This window comes from Embleya scabrispora, from assembly GCF_002024165.1.
In the GTDB taxonomy this organism is placed as follows: Bacteria; Actinomycetota; Actinomycetes; order Streptomycetales; family Streptomycetaceae; genus Embleya; species Embleya scabrispora_A.
Genome location: NZ_MWQN01000001.1, coordinates 4215101 through 4234960, shown reverse-complemented (window position 1 = coordinate 4234960; position 19860 = coordinate 4215101). Strand labels below are relative to the sequence as shown.

The window sequence follows — 19860 nt, the reverse complement described above, 5'->3', positions numbered from 1 at the left end:
GGCCCGAACCGGCGACCGTCAGACGGCCGCCTTCTTGAGCCGGCGCCGCTCGCGTTCGGACAGTCCGCCCCAGATTCCGAAGCGTTCGTCGTTGGCCAGCGCGTATTCCAGGCACTCGTCGCGCACCTCGCACGCCAGGCAGACCTTCTTGGCCTCCCGCGTCGAGCCGCCCTTCTCCGGAAAGAAGGACTCGGGGTCGGTCTGCGCGCACAGGGCGCGCTCCTGCCAACCGAACTCCTCCTCCTCACTCTCGCCGTCGGCGACCAGTAGCTGGAACAGCTCGCCCATCGCGTGCCTCCTCGACCCGTTTTTGCGTCCCCGTGATTAAGCCGTTACCGGTAACGGTTCACGACGTGTGTGAAATTACAAGCGCGTCGTTGCTGCGACGTCAAGCCGGGCTCTGCTATTAGGGCGGGGATTCACTCCCCGGGACCACAACAATCCGGATTGACCACATAAATGGACACATCCGGACAACCCGTTGTGCCGCGCAATCGCCTCGACGTTCCGGGCGGGGAGCGTACCGGCGGGAGACGCGACACCATTCGATGCCAACCCGTGATGACCTCTACAAGGGACTACGCCTCGCACCATCCACGCAGTTCCCGGGCGGGACCGGAAAACCGCGATGATGACCGACGTCACACGGAAATGGGCCTCCCCGTGCCCCACGAGCTTCAATCCCTTCCCCGGATTCCTCACCCGAATCGGCCGGCGGTCACCCGAGTTCGCGGCCTCGGGTCCGATCACGCCGAGGACCCGTGCCCGGTCTCGTCCACGGCCCCGCCACACCCTCGGGTTCACCCTCGGCCACCACCCCGGTCACCCGAATCGGGGACCGACGGGGCCCGGCGGACCGTGGCGAGTTGACAGGGCCACCCCCCAGACGGTGTCCTTTTCCCATGTCCGCACGCTGCAGCCTGTTCCGGAGCCGTCCTGTCGACGCCCGTCGGGTCTTCTGTGCGCTGTGTCCGCCGTGTGACCACGTGTACAGCTGTTGTACCGGCTGTAACGCCTGAGAGGACGCCATTTCGGCAGTCCTCCGCGCAAGCGGCGGCACTTCTTGAAGGGGCTTCTCCCCTTTCCCCCTTTATCGACACGACCGTTCGATTCGGTCGATTGTCCGTTCGGGGCGTCGTCTGCCGCTCGCGTGTTCGTTTTCGATCCGCCGCGTTCGCCAGATCCGCCGCGCGTGAGATTTCGCGCAGACATCCCGAAGGACTCCCCCTTATGTCCAGCGACATCACCGTCGCCGGCGACCCGCTCGCCGCCCCCGCCGTACTCGCCCTCCCCGTCGCTCCCCCGGTCCGTCCCGCCGTCGCCCGGCTCGCCGCGCTCGCCCGGCAGCATGCCGGCCTCGTCGCGGCCGAGCTCGACCAGGTCCGATACGACCCGATCACCCGCTGGTACAAGCGGCTCGCCGCGACCGAGGACCTGGAGGTGTGGCTGCTCAGCTGGCTGCCCGGCCAGGGCACCGGTCTGCACGACCACGGCGGTTCGTCCGGCGTGTTCACCGTGGTTTCCGGCGAGTTGCACGAGCGCTCGCTCGTGGTCACCCCGCTGCGTCGGGCCGGCGCCCGCGAACGGGTCCTCGCCCCGGGCGCGACCCGCGTATTCGGGCCGACCTACGTGCACGAAGTGACCAACATGGGCACCGAGCCCGCGGTCAGCGTGCACGTGTACAGCCCGCGCCTGGCGTCGATGAACCTCTACGACGCCGGCGAGGACATCGCCCGGCCGAGCTTCGCGCCGCTGCGTCGGGTCGGCGTCGAGCGTTCGGGGGAGCAGTGGTGAGCGCCGTCGACCGACTCCTGGACCGGGCCCGGGCCCGACTCGTGCGGGTGAGCCCCGAACAGGCGCACGCCGCGTTCCACGACGGGGCGATCCTGGTGGACACCCGTCCCGACTTCCAGCGCGACGCCGACGGCGCGATCCCCGGCGCGTTGGTGATCGAGCGCAACCATCTGGAGTGGCGACTCGACCCCGAGGGCACGGCCCGGGTGCCCGAGGCGGCCGGCTGGGACGTGCGCGTGGTGGTGTTCTGCGACGAGGGCTACGCATCGAGCCTCGCCGCGGCGTCCCTGGTGGACCTGGGGCTGTCCGGGGCGACCGACCTGATCGGCGGCTTCCAGGCGTGGAAGGCGGCGGGGCTGCCCGTGGTGCCGTCCGCCGGACGCGGCCGGCGCACGAGCGCGGCGGCGAGTACGACGAGCAGCGCCACGCCGTAGCCGATCCGGTGGGTGGCGCGGACCTGGTCCGCGGACAGGTCCAGGCCCCAGGTGAGGTAGAGCGCGTAGCCGGCCGGGCCGAGCGCCAGCCACTCCCACCGCCGGCCGTCGAGGGCCACGAGCGCGACCACGAGCAGCGCGTACCAGGGGTAGGCCGGGGTGAGCACGAACAGCATGCCGCCGGTGAGGGTGAGCGCGCCGTGCCAGGGCCGGTCGGGGTCGGCGCGGGCGATCACCGCGGCGGTGAGGGCGAGGAGCACGACGACGGCGGCGTACGGGGTGGCCTCCACCGGCAGCACCAGGCCGAGCAGGCCGAACCGGGCGCCGTCGTCGTAGCGTTCCTCGGCCAGGTAGCCGGGCAGGTAGCCGAGCACCGCGTGCCCGGCGGCGAGCACGTGCGGCAGGTAGACCAGGACGACGGTGAGCCCGGCCGCGCCGAGCAGCCGCACCGGGGCGCGGCGCAGTCCGGCGGGCAGGGCCGCGGCGGGGAACATCTTGGTCGCGACCGCGCCGCCGAGCAGTACGCCGCCCAGGATCGGCCGGCGGGCGGCGACCGCGGCCAGGCCGAGCACCATGAGCAGTACGCCGAGCACGTCCACGTGCGCGTTGTTGCCCGCTTCGAGCGCGACCATCGGACACCACGCCCACCACACCGCGTTCCTGGGATCGCGCCCGAAGCGGCGCAGCACCAGGAGCAGGGCCGCGGTGACCGCGACGGCGAGCAGCGCGGCGGCGGCCTGGACGGGTTCGTGCCGGCCGGGGGGTGTGGCCAGGTGCACGAGCAGGTAGTAGGCCTCGGCCACGGGCGGGTAGATGGTGTGCACCTCGGGTCGGTTGATCCGGGTGCAGCCGCCGTCCGGCAGCGGGTGCCGGAACCACCCGGCGCACTCGCCCTGCGGGAACAGCCAGTCGTCGCGATGGCGGGCCACCTCCGGGTCGGCGGGGGTGTGCGTGTAGGGCGAGTGGCCCGCGGCCTGGACCCGGCCGTCGAAGGCGTAGCGGTAGGCGTCGTCGCTGGTGCGCGGCTCGGCGCCGGTCGCGAGGAAGGGCAGGGCCACCGCGCCGAGCAGGATCAGCAGCACCGCGCGGCGTACGGGCAGTCGGCGCACGAGGTGGGCGCCGAGGGCGAACAGCGTCCAGGCGACGCCGTACACCACGAACACGCCGGCGCTGCCGGGGTGCGTCCACGGCCCGTACACCGCGCAGCCGACGGCCGCCGCGAGGGCGAGCCCGGTGCCGGCGGCGGCGATCGTGGCCGCGGGGCCGGGGGTCGCGGTCGTGGGCGTCGGCGTGCCCGTGGGCGTCGGCGTGCCCGTGGGCGTGGTCGTGTTCGTGGGCGGCGGGCTCGGTGGCATGCGGCGAGTCTGTCGGCGGGCGGGCCGTTGTCGGGGCATCCCGGGCCGGCCGTCAGCACTCCGTAAGGCGGTCAATGGGGGTCTGCGGCGGGTTTTGCGCGTTGGCTGGACCCATGAAGCTCGACATCCGCCTGCCGGAGCCGCCCGCCGTGTTGCGGCGGGGTCCGTTCCGGGCCGGGGCCTTTCGCGACACGCTGCACGATCCGCGCACGGCCGTGGTGGTGGGCCGGTTGCTCGGTCCGGCCTTCCTGGTCTGCTTCCTGACCGGGCTGTTCAGCCATGTGCTGCAACATCAGCCGCACTGGCTCGCGTTGCCCGCGCGGCCGGTGTGGGGGTATCGGGTCACCCAGGGGCTGCACGTGGCGACCGGGATCGCGGCGGTGCCGCTGCTGCTGGTGAAGTTGTGGGTGGTGTATCCGCATCTGTTCGCCTGGCCGCCGGCGAAGTCGGTGGTGCACGCGCTGGAGCGGTTGTCCGTCGCGGTGTTGATGATGGCGGCGATCTTCGAGCTGGGCACCGGGCTGTTGAACGTCGTCCAGTGGTATCCGTGGCCGTTCCCGTTCGTGCCGGCGCACTACTGGATCGCCTGGGTGGCGGCGGGTGCGATCACGCTGCACGTGGCGGTGAAGTTGCCGCTGATCGTGGCGCATTGGCGCCGGCCGCGCGGGGCACCGGTGGATCCGGAGGGGCCGTCGCGGCGCGGGTTGTTGACCGTGCTCGGCGCGGGGGTGGGTGTGGTCACGCTGGCCACGGTGGGGCAGACGGTGACGCCGCTGGGGAGGGTGTCGGTACTGGCGCCGCGGCGGGCGGATCTGGGCCCGCAGGGGCTGCCGGTGAATCGAACGGCGGCCGCGGCGGGCGTGTTCGCGGCCGTGCGGGATCCCGGGTGGCGGCTGGAGGTGGTCGGGCCGCGACCGTTCGCGCTGACCCGGGCCGAGTTGTCGGCCATGCCGCAGAGCCGGGCCGTGTTGCCGATCACGTGTGTCGAGGGCTGGAGCGCGTCGGCGCACTGGTCGGGGGTGCGGATCCGGGATCTGCTGGAGCGGGCGGGCGCGGCGCCGGGGGATCGGCTGCGGGTGTTCTCGCACGAGCGGTTCAGTCCGTACTCGGTGATGGACATGCCGGGCGAGTGGACCGGCGATCCGCTGACCCTGCTGGCACTGACGCTCAACGGGGCTCCGTTGGCCGAGGATCACGGGTATCCCGCGCGGATCATCGCGCCGAACCGACCGGGCGTGTTGCAGACGAAGTGGGTCGCCCGGATGGAGGTGGTGCGATGAGTACGGCCTTCGAACCGCCGCCGGTCGCGCCGCGTACGGGGCGGGTGGTCACGGTCGTTCGCCTCGTGCTCGGGGCGGCAGGCCTGGCCGGGATCGGGTGGGGTGTGGTCGGGGTGCGCGACGACCCGTTCCTGCGCGATCGGGTGGGTCTGGCGAAGTGGCTGGTCGGCGGATTGGTGCTGCACGACGCGGCGTTCGCGGTGGTGGTCTTCGTGGTCGGCGCGGTGGTCATGCGGGTGCGGCCGGGGCCGCCCGCGTGGGTGCGCCGGACGGTGCTCGGCGGGCTCGCGGTGGGGGTGGCGGGCACGCTGATCGCGCTGCCGGCGCTGTTGCGGCCGCTGCCCACGCAGAATCCGTCGGTGTTGCCGCTGGACTACGCGGACGGGCTGGCGATCGTGTGGGGCGTGGTGGTGGCGGGGACGGCGCTGGTGGTGGGGTGGCGGTATGCGCGGGGGCGGGGGCGGGGCTGAGCGGGGGCGGTGGGCTCGGCCTCGGGTCAGTGCCGGCGCAGGGCGGCGAAGGTGCGGTTCGTGTGGGTCCAGGTCTCGGGCGCGGTGAACGCGTGGGCGGGGGCGAGGCGGCACAGGGACGGGGTGCCGATCCTGGCCCAGCGGAAGGCGCCGCCGTGGCCGCCGCCCGCGTTCTCGACCCGGGCCGCGAAACGTTCGTGGACGTCCTGGGGGTCGGTCTCGACCAGGAGCAGGCCGCCGGGGGCGAGCAGGGTGTGCATCCGGTCGAGCAGCCGGGCCGGGTCGCCGCCGATGCCGATGTTGCCGTCGGCGAGCAGCGCGACCGCCCAGCGGCCCTCCCCCGGCAGTGGCTCGAACACCGAGCGGCACAGCGCGCTCGCGCTGGCGGCCCGGGTTCGGGCCACGGCGGCCGGTACGGGGTCCACGCCGAGTGCGGCCACGCCGCGCCGGGTCAGCGCGGCGGCCAGCCGGCCCGGGCCGCAGCCGACGTCCAGGGTGGGGCCGGTACAGCGGGCCAGCAGGGTGTCGTCGGCGGCGTCCGGTTCGGCGCACCAGCGGGCCAGTTCGAGGCGTTGCCGCCGGCCGCCGTGCCGGCGCAGGTAGAGCGGGCCGCCCTCGCGCAGCGCGACCGCGTAGGGATCGGCGGCGTCCGCGTAGGGATCGGCGGGGGTGTTCGTCCCGGGCGGCGGTTCGTGGACCAGGGTCATGCGTACACCCCGTCGCCGAGCAGCGCGCGGGCCACGCCGGCGCAGTGTGTGCCGGGGATGTCGCGGGTGACGGCGGCCAGGTCGTCGGCCGTGTCGATGTCGGTCAGGGTGGACAGGTCGCGCACGGTCAGGCCGGCGGCGAGCAGCCGGGCCCGCTGTACCGCGCCGGTCTCGGGCACCGACATCGGCACGCCGGGGAAGACCGACGCATCCGGTCGGCGCATGCCGATCGCCCAGAACCCGCCGTCGGTAGCCGGGCCGAACCACGCGTCGGCGGCCGACCAGTCCACGCTCAGCAGGTCGGGGGTGATCTGCGGGGTGTCCATGCCGACCAGCAGGGTCGGCCCGGTACAGCCGGCGAACGCGGCGGCAAGGCGCAGGTCGAGGCCGCCGCCGTGCTGCGGGCGCACCTCGAAGCCGGGCGGCAGCCACGGCCCCGGCGCGCCCGCGAGCACCAGGACGCGGCGGCGGGCGGGCGTGGCCAGCACCGCCGCGAGCGTGTCGGCGAGGGCGGCCTCGGCCACCGCGGCGGCCTGCTCGGGGGTCAGCGGCGGGGTCAGCCGGGTCTTGACCCGGCCCGGGACGGGGGCCTTGGCGATCACGAGCAGGGTGGTCATGCGGGCCGCCCGGGGCGGACCAGCACCGCGCTCATGTCGCGCACGGCCGTGACCGTGCCGCGTACCGTGCCGGTGACCTTGGAGCGGCCCGCGCGCGGGTGGTAGAGCACGTCCACCTCGGCGATCCGCCAGCGGGCGTCGGCCGCGCGGACCACCGTCTCCAGCGGGTAGCCGGAGCGCCGGTCGCGGACGTCCAGCGCGAGCAGGTCGGCGCGCCGGGCGGCACGCATCGGTCCCAGGTCGTGCAGACGGGCGCCGGTGCGCCCGCGCAGTCGGCGGGCGAGTACCGCGTTGGCGAGGCGGGCATGGATCGGCCAGGCGTTCAGGGTCCGCGGACGGCGGCGGCCGAGCACCAGGTCCGCGTCGCCGGTGCGTACCGGGTCCACCACCTCGGGCAGTTGGGCGGGGTCGAGGGACGCGTCGCAGTCGCAGAAGCAGACGATCGGCGCGGTGGCGGCGAGCAGGCCCGTGTGGCAGGCGGCGCCGAATCCGCGCCGCCGCTCGACCACCACCTCGGCGCCCAGTGAGCGGGCCAGGTCGGCCGAGCCGTCGCGCGAGCCGTTGTCCACCACGAGGGGGCGATATCCGGCCGGCATCCGCGCGAGCACCCAGGGCAGCGCGCGGGCCTCGTCGAGGCAGGGCAGCACCACGTCCACGGTGTGGGCGGAGGGCGCTGCGGGATGGGCCGCGGCTTGCTCGGCGGCATGTGCTGAAGAGGCGTCCATGCGGCTCACGCTAGGTAGGCGTGAGCCGTGTACCCAGGCATGACGTGCTTACGAAGTACTGACGTCGCGTCGATACGGCCGTGTGGGTTACGGGCCGCTTACGGATCCGACCCGCGCCGGAATCGTCCCCCTTCGCGCACCTACACTCGCCGGCATGAAGGTGCTCGTCGTCGACGACGACCCGACCGTGGCCGAGGTCGTCGTCGGCTATCTCGAACGCGCGGGGTTCGACACCGCGCACGCCGCCGACGGACCGTCCGCCCTCGATCTGGCCGCCGCCGAGTGGCCCGACCTCGTGGTGCTCGACCTGATGTTGCCGGGCATGGACGGCCTCGACGTGTGCCGACGGCTGCGCGAGCGCGGCCCGATCCCGGTCGTGATGCTGACCGCGCTGGGCGACGAGGGCGATCGGGTGCTCGGTCTGGAGGTCGGCGCGGACGACTACGTCACCAAGCCGTTCAGCCCGCGCGAGTTGGTCCTGCGGGTGCGGTCGGTGCTGCGCCGCGTCGCGGGACCCGTCGCGGCGGCGGTGCCGTCGGTGCTTCGGCACGCCGACGTCGAGGTGGACGTCCGCGCTCACCGGGTGCTCCGCGGCGGCCGCGAACTCTCGCTTACCGCCCGCGAGTTCGATCTGTTGTGCTTCTTCCTGGCGGCGCCGGGCCGGGCCTTCACCCGGGAGGAGTTGATGCGCCGGGTGTGGGGGTGGGAGTTCGGCGACCAGTCCACGGTGACCGTGCACGTACGGCGCCTGCGGGAGAAGATCGAGGACGATCCGGCCGCGCCCCGGCTCCTGGTGACCGTGTGGGGCGTGGGATACCGGTTGGAGGTCGAACCCGGGTGCCGGTGAGGGATTTCGCCCTGATCTGCCTGATCGCGGCGGGCAGCGGCCTCGGCGTCACCCTGCTCGGGCTGCTCGGCCTGCGGGGGTTGCGCAACCGCTCGTTGTCGATCGCGCTGGCCGCGATGTCGGTGGTGACGATAGCCGGCATGGCCGCGGGCACCGTCGGCGTCTCCCAGGCGATGTTGTTGTCCTCGCACGACCTGACCGTGGTGATGGTGGTCTGCGCGGTGTCGGCGGTGCTGGCGATCGGCGCGGCGATGGTGCTGGGCCGGCCGGTGGTGGCCGACGTACGGGCGCTGCGCGGGACCGCCCGGGCGCTCGGCGGCGGTCCACCGCCGCCCTCGCCGCCTCGGCAGGTCTCGGCCGTGGCGGAACTGGCCGAACTGGGACGCGAGTTGGAGCGCGCGGGGGTACAGCTGGCCGAGTCGCGCGCCCGCGAGCGTGCGGTCGAACACGCGCGCCGCGAGTTGATCGCGTGGATCTCGCACGATCTGCGCACTCCGCTGGCGGGCCTGCGGGCGATGGCGGAGGCGCTGGAGGACGGCCTGCCCGAGGACCCGGCGCGCTACCACCGGCGGATCCGCACCGAGGTGGATCGGCTCAGCGGCATGGTGGACGACCTGTTCGAGCTGTCCCGGATCCAGGCGGGCGCGCTGAAGTTGTCCCCGGCCCGGGTCTCGCTCTACGACCTGGTGGCGGACGCGATGGCGGGCACCGAGGAGTTGGCCCGGTCCCGCTCGGTCCGGGTGGCGGGCGAGGACATGGTCGCGGTGCCGGTGCGGGTGGACGGTCGGGAGATGTCCAGGGCGTTGACGAACCTGCTGGTCAACGCGATTCGGCACACCCCGTCGGACGGCACGGTGGCGGTCGGCGTACGCACGGCCGCCGGCGAGGTGGTGGTCTCGGTCACCGACGCGTGCGGCGGCATCCCGGAGGAGGACCTGCCCCGCGTGTTCGACACGGGCTGGCGGGGCAACCACGCCCGCACCCCGTCCCCGGCCGGCGGCGCGGGCCTGGGCCTGGCCATCGTCCGCGGCATCGTCGAGGCGCACGCGGGCCGGGTCGCGGTCGCCAACACGGGCACGGGCTGCCGCTTCGAGGTGCGCCTGCCGGCGGGGTGAGCGCGGGGACGGTGGCCGGCGGGGCTTCCGGGCCCGCCGGTCGGGTCGCTCACACGTGGGCGAACTGGGCCATGCCGTCCGCGAATTCGATCTCGGCACGCCAACCGAGTTCGGCCTCGAGCCGGGCCGCCGAGGCGGTGATGTGGCGCACGTCGCCCAGTCGATACTCCGCGGTGGTGATCGGCGTCGGGCCGGCGTGCGCGGCCGCCAGGGCGACGGCCATCTCGCCCACCGTGCGCGGCACGCCGGTGGCCACGTTGTACGCCCGCAGACCGGGCGCCGACCGCTCGAAGGCGGCCAGGTTGGCCGTGGCCACGTCCCGCACGTGCACGAAGTCGCGCCGCTGGCCGCCGTCTTCGTACACCCGAGGCGGCAGCCCGGCGCGCAGCATGGACCGGAAGATCGCGGCCACGCCCGCGTACGGGGTGTCCAGCGGCATCCTCGGGCCGTAGACGTTGTGGTAGCGCAGGGCGGTCGCCACACCGCCGGTGCTCCGGGCCCACGCGCCGGCCAGGTGCTCCTGGGCCAGCTTGGTCGCGGCATAGACGTTGCGCGGGTCGGGCGCCGCCTCCTCGGAGATCCGTCCCGGCGTCACCTCCATCCCGCACACCGGACACGGCGGCTCGAACCGCCCCGCCTCCAGGGCCTCGATCGGCCGCGCACCGGGCACCACGTCACCGTGCTCGGCACACCGCCCCAGGCCCTCCCCGTAGACCACCATCGAACTGGCCAACACCAGCCGCCCGACACCGGCACGCGCCATGGCGGCCAACAGCACCGCGGTACCGAGGTCGTTGCAGCCCACGTAGTCGGGCGCGTCCCCCAGATCCAGCCCGAGCCCGACCTTGGCCGCCTGATGACACACGGCATCCACACCGACCAACGCCCGCGCCACCGCATCGGCATCGCGCACGTCCCCGACCACGGCGTCCACACCGTCGACGGACACCACATCGAACACCCGCACCTCGTGCCCGGCCTCGACCAGACACTCCACGACATGCGACCCGATGAACCCGGCTCCACCGGTGACAAGGATCCTCATACCGCCCAAAGTAGTTCGCCGGATGGGTGTGGCTGCGGGGATACGCGCGGATGTCACTCGTTCGTAAGACCTGCGGGGGTGGTGGGGTCGGGGCGTGGGCGAGTCGGGGTGGCGAGTAGGGGCGGTGGGGTGAGGAAGTCGGGAGCCCGAGGCGCGAGGTGAGCGGGTCGGGGTGTCGCAGTCGCAACGCGAGCGGGACAGGTAACCGGAGTCGCGACACGAGCGAAGGGCGGGGCGGAGTCGCGAGGTGAGCCAGTCGGGGGAGGGGAGTTGCGGGGCGGGCGCGGTGGGGTGCGGGGGTTGTGAGGTGAGGAATTCGGGGTGCCACAGGCGCAAGGCGAGCCGGACGGGCAACCGGAGCCGCGACGTGAGCGAAGGGCGGGGACGGAGTCGCGACGCGAGCGAAGCAGGCAACCCGAGTCGCGACGCGAGCGAAGGGCGGGGGCGGAGTCGCAACACGAGCCAAGCACGGCACCAGAGTCGCAACACGAGCGAAAAGCGGGGCCGAAGCCGCAACACGAGCCGGCACAGCACCAGAGTCGCAACACGAGCAAAAGGCAGGGCCGAAGCCCCAACACGAGCCGGCACAGCACCAGAGTCGCAACGCGAGCGAAGGGTGAGGCCGGAGTCGTGAGGTGAGTGGAGCATGGCACCGAAGGCGTAAGGCGAGCGGAGCACGGCAGCCGGGTCGTGAGGTGAGCGACCGGGTGGGCCGGGGTCGTGAGGAGCGGGTCGGGTGGGCCGGAGTCGTGAGGCGGGTCGGGTGGGCCGGAGTCGTGAGGAGCGGGTCGGGTGGGCCGGAGTCGTGGCGGCGGCGGCGGCTTTTTATTGGGCGCTCCGCGCCGGCTCGCGAGGCACCACTTTTCTGCTCCCCCGCTTCGCTCCTCCGAGAAAAAGCGGCCCCTCGCTCGGGGTCGGCTGTCCCTCCGCTTCGCTCCGGGCCATCCGACCCAAACTCAGCGGCTCCGCCGCTCTCCGCGCTTCGCGCGTCGATCGCGTGGGCGGCCCGGGTCGTGGGCGCTGACGCGCCACGGGGGTGAGGGGCGGGGAGGCCAGGCTCGCGGCACGACGCGGGCCTCACCCGAAAGGCGGCCACCCTCGCGACACGGGCCTTGCCCGAACCGGCCACCGTCGCGATGTGGGCCTTGCCCGGTGACCCGAGTCGTTGGTGCATCCCGTCGGCGCGTCAGCGCCCACGAGTGGGGCCGAGGTGGTGATCGACGCGCGAAGCGCGGAGAGCGGCGGAGCCGCCGCTTGTTTTTTCAGGCTGGGCGACCCGGAGCGAAGCGGAGGGGCGCACAGCCGCGAGCGGGGTGCCGCTTTTCTGCGGAGGAGCGAAGCGGGGGAGCAGAAAAGCGGTGCCTCGCGAGCCGGCGCGAAGCGCCCAACAAAAAGCCGCCGCCGCCAACACGACCCCGGCCCACCCCTGCGCTCCCGCCGCGACTCCGGTGCCGCGCTCCACTCACCTCACGACTCCGGCTCCCCCATCGTTCACCTAACGACCCCGGCTACCGCGCTCCACTCACCTCACGACTCCGGCTTCGCCCACTGCTCGCGTCACGACTCTGCTGGCGTGCGTCGTCCACGCCACGACCCCAGCCCCACCCACTGCTCACACCACGACTCCGTCCCCACCCCCTTTGCTCACTTTGCGACTCCGGTGCCACGCTTCACTCACCTCACGACTCCGGCTTCCCCCACTGCTCGCGTCACGACTCCGCTGCCGTGCTTCGCTCACGCCACGCCCCCGACCCCACGCTCCACTCGCGCCACGACCCCCGCCCCGCCACTCCCGCCCCCAACTCCCCCGCCCCCACCCCGCCCACCCCGTCGGTTCCGGCCTGTGTCCTGCCAGACTGGACCCATGCGCATCGTTGTACTGGCCGGCGGTATCGGCGGGGCTCGGTTTCTTCGGGGGCTCAAGGCGGCCGTTCCGGAAGCGGAGATCACCGTCGTCGGCAATACCGGGGACGACATCCACCTGTTCGGGCTGAAGGTGTGTCCGGACCTCGACACCGTCATGTACACGCTCGGCGGCGGCATCAACGAGGAGCAGGGCTGGGGGCGTCGGGACGAGTCGTGGAGTGTTCGCGAGGAGATGGCCGCCTACGGGGTCGAGCCGACCTGGTTCGGGCTCGGTGATCGGGACTACGCGACCCACATCGTGCGGACCCAGATGCTCGGCGCCGGGTATCCGCTGTCGGCCGTGACCGAGGCGCTGTGCGCGCGGTGGCAGCCGGGGGTGCGGCTGATCCCGATGAGCGACGACCGCGTCGAGACGCACGTGGTGATCGATGATCCGGACAAGCCCGGCACCCGCAAAGCCGTGCATTTCCAGGAGTATTGGGTGCGGCTGCGGGCCGCGCCGACGGCGCACGCGATCGTGCCGGTCGGGATCGAGACCGCCAAGCCCGCGCCCGGCGTGTTGGAGGCGATCGCCGAGGCCGACCTGATCCTGTTCCCGCCGTCGAATCCGGTGGTCAGCATCGGCACCATCCTGGGTGTGCCCGGCATCCGGGAGGCGCTGGTGGCCGCCGAGGCGCCGGTGATCGGCCTGTCGCCGATCGTCGGGGGCGCCCCGGTGCGCGGCATGGCCGACCGGGTCCTGGAGGCCGTCGGCGTGGAGACGAGCGCGGCGGCGGTCGCGCAGCACTACGGCCCCGGTCTGCTCGACGGCTGGCTCGTGGACACCGCCGACGCGGCGGCCGTGCTGAGCGTCGAGGCCGCCGGCATCCCGTGCCGGGCGATCCCGCTGTTGATGAGCGATGTCGAGGCCACCTCCGAGATGGCCCGGGCCGCGCTCGCCCTCGCGGACGAGGTGCGGTGATGGGCGCCCCGCCGAGCGGCTACTCGATCCTGGGCGTGCCCGGACTGCCGGAGATCGGCGAAGGCGCCGACCTGGCCGCGCTGATCGCGGACGCGGCGGCCGCCCCCGACGGTCCCGGGCTGCGCGACGGCGACGTGCTCGTGGTCACCTCGAAGATCTTCAGCAAGGCCGAGGGGCGACTGCTGCGCGGGGTCGACCGGGAGAAGGTGATCGACGCCGAAGCGGTCCGCCTGGTCGCCCGCAAGGGGTCGACCCGGATCGTGCAGACCCGGCACGGCTTCGTGATGGCGGCGGCCGGCGTGGACGCCTCCAACACCGAGCCGGGCACGCTGTTGCTGCTGCCCGAGGATTCGGACGCCTCCGCCCGGCGGTTGCGCGCGGCGCTGGCCGAGCGGGTCGGCGTGCGGGTGGGCGTCGTGGTGTCGGACACCTTCGGCCGGCCGTGGCGCAACGGCGTCACCGACGTCGCGATCGGCGTCGCCGGACTGGACGCGGTCGACGACCACCGGGGCCGGATCGACACGCACGGCAACGAGTTGGCGGTGACGATCACCGCCGTGGTCGACCAACTCGCCGGCGCCGCCGAATTGGTCAAGGGCAAGGCCGGCGCCGTCCCGGTGGCGGTGGTGCGCGGCCTCGCACATCTGGTCACCGCCGCCGACGGGGCCGGCGTGCGCCCGCTGGTGCGCGGCGCCGGGGACGACATGTTCCGACTCGGTACCGCCGAGGCGGTCGCCGAGGGGGCCCGCACCGCGATCACCGCCCGGCGTACGGTGCGCGCGTTCACCGACGATCCGGTGGATCCGGAGGCGGTGCGCCGCGCGGTGGCCGCCGCGATCACCGCGCCCGCGCCGCATCACACCGTGCCGTGGCGCTTCGTCCTGTTGGAGACCGCGCCGGCCCGGACCGCCCTGCTCGACGCGATGCGCTCGCGGTGGGTGGCGGATCTGCGCGCGGACGGCCTGGACGAGGACCGGATCGCTCGGCGCGTCGGGCGCGGCGACGTGTTGCGCAACGCGCCCTACCTGGTGGTGCCGTGCCTGGTCACCGACGGCGCGCACGCCTACCCCGACCCGGTGCGCTCGCGGGCCGAGCGGGAGATGTTCACCGTCGCGGCCGGCGCCGCCGTACAGAACCTGTTGATCGCGCTGACCGCCGAGGGCCTGGGGTCCGCGTGGGTGTCGTCGACGATGTTCTGTCCGGACGTGGTGCGCGCCACGCTCACGCTGCCCGCCGACTGGGACCCGATGGGCGCCGTCGCGGTGGGCCGGCCGGCCGAGCCGCCCCGGGAGCGTCCGGCCCGCACGGTGGACGACGTGATCGTGGTGCGCTGAGCGCGGCGCCGGGGAGACGACGGAGCCGGGACGCCCGGACATGGCGAAGGGGTGGGCTCGCGACGGGCCCACCCTTTCGTCATGGTTCACCGCGGTTTGTCACCGCTCGGCGCTGCCGGCCCGGAATCGGCGGGCCCACACCGCCGCCTACGGCGGTGTCCGGCCGATGTCCGGGGGCTTCACGCCTGATCAGTAGCCCTGCGTCCCGCCGCCGACGGTCGGCGGAGCCTGCGGGCGCGGCGGCGGAATGTGCCCGCCGCCCGGGGCTCCGGTCCGCCCGGGAGTGGGCGGCATGGCGTCGGGGCCGGGGTAGGGCGGAGGCGGCGTCTGCGGCAGGTCGGCGGAGCCGTGGCTGCCGGGCGGCTCGACCTCGCCGCGCCAGCCACCGGTCTCCTGGCCCCGCTCCTCCACGAACGTCTTGAAATGCTCCAGGTCGCCCTTGGTCCGGCCGCGGACGAAGCCGAGCTTGTCACCGACCGTCTCCACCAGGCCGTCGGGGTCGAACTCCATCTGGAACATCACGCGGGTGTGTACGTCGTCGAGCCGATGGAAGGTGACCACACCCGCCTGATGCGGGCCGTCCACGGTCTTCCACGCGACCCGCTCGTCGGGCCGCTGTTCGGTGATCTCGGCGTCGAACTCCCGGGTCACCCCGGCGATTTTGGTCACCCAGTGGGTGTGTGTGGCGTTGATCTGGTCGATCCGTTCGACCCCGCTCATGAACCGCGGGAACTCCCGGAACTGGGTCCACTGGTTGTAGGCGGTGCGGACCGGCACGTCCACGTCGATCGAGTGCTGGACGGTCGTCACGAGCACTTCCTCCTCGTTCTCGGTGTCGGTTCCGAGCTGCCGTACTGCGCAGCCGGGTCCTTCACCCGAACGGCTGCCCGAGGCCTCGGGGGACAAACGTGCTACCCGCCGGGGGACGAGCGTTCACAGGGTCCTGCCGGTGAAGTGCGGGCGCGGGGCGTAGCGGGGCGCGCGGCGCGGGACCTTGACCCCGGACATGCGGATCAGCAGTGCGGCCCGGTGCCGGTTTCCCCCGTAGCAGGCGAGGAGTTCGAGCATTCCGGCGTCGTCCACGGCGCGCCCGGCGAGTGCGAAGCCGATGGTCTTGGGCAGGTGCAGGTCGCCCACGGACAGCGCGTCGGGGTCGCCGTGCGAGCGCTGCATGGTCTCGGCCGCGGTCCACACGCCGATCCCGGGTACCAGGCGCATCAGCCGGGCCGCCTCGGGGTGCGGCACCTCGGTGGTCGCCTCCAGCCGGCTCGCCACCCGGGTCGCCTCGATCACGGTGCGCGAGCGGCGCCCGTCCACCCCGGCGCGGGCCCAGTCCCAGGACGGGATCAGCGCCCAGGTGCGCGCGTCGGGGATCACCCGCAGGCCCGCCGGCGCCGGGCCGGGCGGGGCCTCGCCGTACTTGCCCAGCAGCAGCCGAAAGGCCCGGCGCGCCTCGATCGTGGTGACCTTCTGCTCCAGGATCGAGGGCACCAGGGCGGCCAGGACCAGCGCGCTGCGCGGCATCCGCAGGCCGGCGTACCGGCGTTGCGCGTCCCGCACGATCGGGTGGCGGGCGACGAGCGCGCCCGGGTCGTCGTCGGCGCCGAGCAGTGCCGGCAGTGCGTGCAGCTGCCATTCGGCGCCCGGCCCCCACGCGTTCGCCTCGATCTCGCCGGTCCCGGGCCGGTCGATCACGCGCAGCGTGCACGGCCCTTCGGGGGTGCGCGAGGTACGCCACACCGAGCCGTCGGCGCCGGCGTGGTACGTCGGATCGCTGTGTCCCCGGCGCAGTTGGCCGAGGGTGAGCCGGAGATCGAGGGCGAACCCGGGTCGCCACACGCGCCGGTGGGCACTGGGGTGCAACGGGCTCTCCTCGGGGTCCGGGTTCGGACCGCCACGGTACCTTCCCGGTTTTGTGCCGATGTGCGCAGAGCAGACTTCAGCTATGCGGGTGATGGCGTTCGGCACCTATGACACGACCGTCCACCCCCGGGTGGGAATCCTCGTCGAGGGCTTGCGGCGGCACGGCATCGAGGTGGTGACCTGCAACGTTCCGCTCGGTCACATGGACGCGGGCCCGATGGTCCCGCCGCCGTCGGCGCATCCCGGGATCCCCCGCCAGCGAATACGGCACGCGCGGTGCATCGCGGAGCTGGTGGCCAAGGCGCGGCGCGCGCCGCGGCCGGACGTGGTGATCGTCGGCTATCAGGGTCGGCTCGACATCCAGATCGCGCGGCGGTTGTTCCCGGGGGTGCCGCTGGTGCTGGACCACCTGGAGAGCGTGGACGACGTGGCCGATCGGCTGGGCCACGCCGCCCAGGCCGAACTGCGCAAGGTGGACCGGATCGAGCAGGCGGCGATCGCCGCGGCGCGACTGGTCCTGGTGGACACCGAGGAGCACCGCCGGGTGCTCGCCCCGCCGCAGCGGGATCGGGCCGTGGTGGTGCCGATCGGGGCCGCGCCGGTGTGGTTCGACGCGGGGCGGGCGGCGGACCGGCGCGTGCCCGCGCCCGAGGGCCCGTTCGGCGACGCGCCGGCCGAGCCGGGGGCCCACTCGCGGCCGGAGTCGGCCGAGCGGGCGGGCGAAGCCGCGGCCGACTTCGAGCCGGACTTCCGGCCGGGCGAGGACCTGCGGGTGATCTCGGTCGGACTGTACTCGCCGGTGCAGGGCGCGCCGGTGATCGGCGCCGCGCTCAGTCGGCTGGACGGCTATCCGATCACCGTGACCATGATCGGTCGCGGCCTCCAGGCCCAGCGCACGAAGGACCTGGTCGGGCCGAACGCGCCCCGGGTGACCTGGCGGACCTGGGTGCCGGAGGCCGAACTGCCGCGCCTGGTCGCCGCGCACGACGTGTGCCTGGGGGTGTTCGGCACCGGCGCCAAGGCGTTGCGGCTGGTGCCGAACAAGGTCTTCCAGGGCGCCGCGGCGGGGTGCGCGGTGCTCACCTCGGACACCGCGCCGCAGCGCCGACTGCTCGGCCCGGCCGGGTTGTTCGTCCCGGCGGGCGACTCCGACGCGCTGGCCGACGTGCTGCGCCGGCTGGCCCAGCATCCGCCGGAGGTGGCCCGACTGCGTGCGGCGGCGGTGGCGTTGGCGCGGGAGCGGTTCGTCCCCGAGGCGGTGGTCGAGCCGCTGGTGGAGCGCCTGCGGGAGATCGTCGACAAGGGCGTACGGTAGCCCGTCCGCGGCCGCCGAGGCCGCGCCGCCGTCAGCCCAGCCGCACGGCCACGTCCTTGCGGATCGCGGGCAGTTGCTCGTAGAGCGCCTGGCCGGGGCACTCGGTGTTGAACGCGTCCCGGTGGCCGGAGATCACGTCGAAGGAGTGGGTCGAGCCCTTCGGATAGCGGCTGCCGCTGTCGGAGGAGGTCAGCGTGACCCGGCCGGCCGGGTCGCGGTCGTCCAGGCCGAGCTTCCAGGCGATCAGGCCGGACAGGGCGATCAGCATCGGCCCGGGCGGCTCGGCGCTGGTGTAGGTGCCCATCGCGGCCACACCCATGCTGTCCGTGTTGAAGCCGAGCGTATGCGCGCCGAGCACCGGTTTGTCGACCCCGCCGGCGCGGCCCTCGAAGACGGTGCCGCACTGGTCGACCAGGAAGTTGTAGCCCACGTCGGCCCAGCCGTTGGTCTGCACGTGGTAGCGGTAGATCGAGCGGAGCACCTTGGCCGAGTCGCTGCACGGGAAGTCGTTGCCGTCGGCGGTGTGGTGCACGAACGCGGCGCGCACGGTGCCGGTGTACTTGAACTTCGTGTCCCGCAGCGACTCGTCCGCGCCCCAGTCGCGACGGGCCACGATCGCGGGCCGCTCGGCGCGCCCCTTGACCCGGCCGTCGACCCGGTCGGGCTTGGTCCGACGCGGCGGCATGCGGTCGACGATCGACTCGCCGGGATCGACGAGTTCGGCCCGCAGGTCGGCCGGCAGTGCCCCGGCGAGCACGCCCACGCGGATCTGCACGCCGTCGGAACGACCGGCCCAGAACGGCTCGGTGCCGCCGCGGACGCGGCCCTCGTCCGGCCCGATCCCGTCGCCGCTCGCGTGCAGGGCGTGCCAGGGGCTCCACACCCCGCCGGTGCGGGTGCGTACGTGGACGGCCACGCGCGTGCCGGCGGCCGGGTCGGGGTCGGCCCAGGTGACGCCGAGCAACGAGAAGGCCGCGGTGTCGCGTTGGGCGGTCAGCACCCCGGTCCGGCCCTCGCGGGGCGCGGCGAGGTCGGACTCCTGTTCGATCCCGGTCAGCGGGAGGGTGATCGTGGTACCGGGGGTGCTCGGCCCCGCGTCGGCCTGCGCGGGAGGTCCGGCGAGCACGGTCGGCACGGCGAGGGCGACGATCGACAACACGATTCTGGTGAACACGGGCGGGCCCCTCCATCGTGGGCGGTGGAGTCGTTCGGGTGCCCGGTCCGCCACAACGCTTGTACCAAATGCAGCAATTACACCCATTTGTCGTACGAATTCATCCGCTCGATAGGCTGGGCGCATGCCCAGCACTCCGGTCGATCAGTTGCGCTCAGCGCTCGCCGCCGACTCCGCGCGGCCCTTCACCACCTTCTACGACGACGCCACCGGCGAGCGGGTCGAGCTCTCCGTCGCGACGTTCGACAACTGGGTCGCCAAGACCGCGAATCTGCTGCGCGACGACCTCGCGGTCGAGCCCGGCGCCCGGGTGTCGTTGCTGCTGCCCGCGCACTGGCAGACCCAGGTGTGGCTGCTCGCCGCGTGGTCGCTCGGCCTGGTGGTGACCTTCGACGGCGATCCGGCCGACGCCGACGTGGTGGTGTCCGGCCCCGACACGCTCGACCGGGCGGCGAATTGCCCCGGCGAGCGGGTCGCCCTGGCGTTGCGGCCGATGGGCGGGCGCTTCCCCGAGCCGCCGGCCGGCTTCCTGGACTACGCGGCGGAAGTGGCCGGACACGGCGACAGGTTCGTGCCCGACGGCTCGGCGCGCGCCGACGCGCCGGCGCTGATCGAGGCCGGCCGCGAGTACACCGCCGGCGACCTGGCCGCGTCGGGCGAGGCCGCCGCGCGGGAGTGGAACCTCGGCCCCGGCGATCGGCTGCTCACCTCTTCGAGCTTCGCCCGAACGGGTGGATTGCGAGCGGGCCTGCTCGCGCCCCTGGCCGCGTGCGTACCGGTCGTCGTATGCCGTCACCTGGACGAATCCCTGCTGGATCGGCGCATCGAGGCGGAGCGCGTCACGCGCGCCGTCACCCGTTCCGCCGACTAGTCCATGACAAGACGGGTCGGGCTGCGCTTTCGTGGCCCCGACCGCCCGTAGTGCCGTGCCCGGCGGTCCCTCAGCAGGCGGGGAGGC

Annotated in this window: 17 protein-coding genes and 2 pseudogenes; 10 read left to right on the top strand and 9 right to left on the bottom strand. The window is 73.7% G+C overall.

Translation table 11 applies throughout. The features are described 5' to 3' along the window. Positions 1 to 18: 18 nt before the first annotated feature. Positions 19 to 288, bottom strand: a complete 270-nt coding sequence (locus B4N89_RS18735) for a WhiB family transcriptional regulator (protein ID WP_078976971.1) — start codon at positions 286 to 288, stop codon at positions 19 to 21. 942 nt (positions 289 to 1230) lie between these two features. Between B4N89_RS18735 and B4N89_RS18730 the strand changes: the two genes are divergently transcribed. Beyond that, positions 1231 to 1794 (top strand): cysteine dioxygenase, encoded by a 564-nt coding sequence (locus B4N89_RS18730; protein ID WP_078976970.1) that lies wholly within the window; start codon positions 1231 to 1233, stop codon positions 1792 to 1794. Then, the gene (locus tag B4N89_RS18725; protein ID WP_078979453.1) at positions 1791 to 2228 is read left to right on the top strand and encodes a rhodanese-like domain-containing protein; all 438 of its coding nucleotides are present in this window, start codon (positions 1791 to 1793) and stop codon (positions 2226 to 2228) included. The genes B4N89_RS18730 and B4N89_RS18725 overlap by 4 nt, the downstream gene beginning before the upstream one ends. Positions 2229 to 2449: 221 nt before the next feature. On the opposite strand, the pseudogene B4N89_RS18720 reads toward B4N89_RS18725, so the two are convergent. Further along, a pseudogene (locus B4N89_RS18720) lies at positions 2450 to 3583 on the bottom strand (glycosyltransferase 87 family protein); the annotation flags it as partial. Positions 3584 to 3696: 113 nt separating this feature from the next. On the opposite strand from B4N89_RS18720, the gene B4N89_RS18715 reads away from it, so the two are divergent. Both B4N89_RS18715 and B4N89_RS18710 read left to right on the top strand, forming a co-directional pair. After that, a complete protein-coding gene (locus B4N89_RS18715; RefSeq protein ID WP_078976969.1) occupies positions 3697 to 4863 on the top strand; it encodes a molybdopterin-dependent oxidoreductase in 1167 nt (388 codons plus the stop codon). Next, positions 4860 to 5333, top strand: a complete 474-nt coding sequence (locus tag B4N89_RS18710) for a hypothetical protein (protein WP_078976968.1) — start codon at positions 4860 to 4862, stop codon at positions 5331 to 5333. Before B4N89_RS18715 ends, B4N89_RS18710 begins: the two co-directional genes overlap by 4 nt. A 26-nt stretch (positions 5334 to 5359) precedes the next feature. Here the strand turns inward: B4N89_RS18710 and B4N89_RS18705 are convergent, their stop codons facing one another. Genes B4N89_RS18705 through B4N89_RS18695 form a run of 3 tightly spaced genes read right to left on the bottom strand, consistent with a single transcriptional unit; the run spans position 5360 to position 7382 of the window. After that, positions 5360 to 6040, bottom strand: a complete 681-nt coding sequence (locus B4N89_RS18705; RefSeq protein WP_078976967.1) for a class I SAM-dependent methyltransferase — start codon at positions 6038 to 6040, stop codon at positions 5360 to 5362. Next, positions 6037 to 6657 (bottom strand): TIGR04282 family arsenosugar biosynthesis glycosyltransferase, encoded by a 621-nt coding sequence (locus B4N89_RS18700; RefSeq protein WP_078976966.1) that lies wholly within the window; start codon positions 6655 to 6657, stop codon positions 6037 to 6039. Before B4N89_RS18700 ends, B4N89_RS18705 begins: the two co-directional genes overlap by 4 nt. Then, entirely contained in the window at positions 6654 to 7382 is a 729-nt protein-coding gene (locus B4N89_RS18695) for a glycosyltransferase family 2 protein (protein WP_078976965.1), read from the bottom strand. The genes B4N89_RS18700 and B4N89_RS18695 overlap by 4 nt, the downstream gene beginning before the upstream one ends. Before the next feature lie 154 nt (positions 7383 to 7536). Between B4N89_RS18695 and B4N89_RS18690 the strand changes: the two genes are divergently transcribed. Further along, positions 7537 to 8229, top strand: a complete 693-nt coding sequence (locus B4N89_RS18690; protein WP_078976964.1) for a response regulator transcription factor — start codon at positions 7537 to 7539, stop codon at positions 8227 to 8229. After that, positions 8226 to 9344 (top strand): sensor histidine kinase, encoded by a 1119-nt coding sequence (locus B4N89_RS18685; RefSeq protein WP_078979452.1) that lies wholly within the window; start codon positions 8226 to 8228, stop codon positions 9342 to 9344. The genes B4N89_RS18690 and B4N89_RS18685 overlap by 4 nt, the downstream gene beginning before the upstream one ends. A gap of 49 nt (positions 9345 to 9393) precedes the next feature. Here the strand turns inward: B4N89_RS18685 and B4N89_RS18680 are convergent, their stop codons facing one another. Continuing rightward, complete coding sequence (locus tag B4N89_RS18680) at positions 9394 to 10389, bottom strand: NAD-dependent epimerase/dehydratase family protein (RefSeq protein WP_078976963.1); 996 nt, start codon at positions 10387 to 10389, stop codon at positions 9394 to 9396. Positions 10390 to 12253: 1864 nt separating this feature from the next. Between B4N89_RS18680 and cofD the strand changes: the two genes are divergently transcribed. Beyond that, positions 12254 to 13216 carry a 2-phospho-L-lactate transferase gene (gene cofD / locus B4N89_RS18675; protein ID WP_078976962.1) on the top strand — a complete coding sequence of 321 codons (963 nt, stop codon included), beginning with the start codon at positions 12254 to 12256 and terminating at the stop codon, positions 13214 to 13216. Then, on the top strand, positions 13216 to 14550 hold the full coding sequence (locus B4N89_RS18670; RefSeq protein ID WP_078976961.1) for a coenzyme F420-0:L-glutamate ligase: 1335 nt from the start codon (positions 13216 to 13218) through the stop codon (positions 14548 to 14550). The genes cofD and B4N89_RS18670 overlap by 1 nt, the downstream gene beginning before the upstream one ends. Positions 14551 to 14916: 366 nt before the next feature. Here the strand turns inward: B4N89_RS18670 and B4N89_RS18665 are convergent. Next, positions 14917 to 15360: pseudogene (locus tag B4N89_RS18665) on the bottom strand (SRPBCC family protein); the annotation flags it as partial. A gap of 123 nt (positions 15361 to 15483) precedes the next feature. Continuing rightward, positions 15484 to 16413: a DNA-3-methyladenine glycosylase family protein gene (locus B4N89_RS18660; RefSeq protein WP_201260860.1), complete on the bottom strand. Its 930-nt coding sequence runs from the start codon at positions 16411 to 16413 to the stop codon at positions 15484 to 15486. A gap of 82 nt (positions 16414 to 16495) precedes the next feature. Between B4N89_RS18660 and B4N89_RS18655 the strand changes: the two genes are divergently transcribed. Next, entirely contained in the window at positions 16496 to 17728 is a 1233-nt protein-coding gene (locus B4N89_RS18655) for a glycosyltransferase family protein (RefSeq protein ID WP_143658017.1), read from the top strand. 31 nt (positions 17729 to 17759) lie between these two features. On the opposite strand, the gene B4N89_RS18650 is transcribed toward B4N89_RS18655, so the two are convergent. Beyond that, positions 17760 to 18902, bottom strand: a complete 1143-nt coding sequence (locus tag B4N89_RS18650) for a peptidoglycan recognition protein family protein (RefSeq protein WP_101897116.1) — start codon at positions 18900 to 18902, stop codon at positions 17760 to 17762. A 124-nt stretch (positions 18903 to 19026) separates the two neighbouring features. Here B4N89_RS18650 and B4N89_RS18645 point away from each other — a divergent pair, with 124 nt between their 5' ends. Then, positions 19027 to 19773 (top strand): TIGR03089 family protein, encoded by a 747-nt coding sequence (locus B4N89_RS18645; RefSeq protein ID WP_078976957.1) that lies wholly within the window; start codon positions 19027 to 19029, stop codon positions 19771 to 19773. The last annotated feature ends 87 nt before the right edge of the window (positions 19774 to 19860 follow it).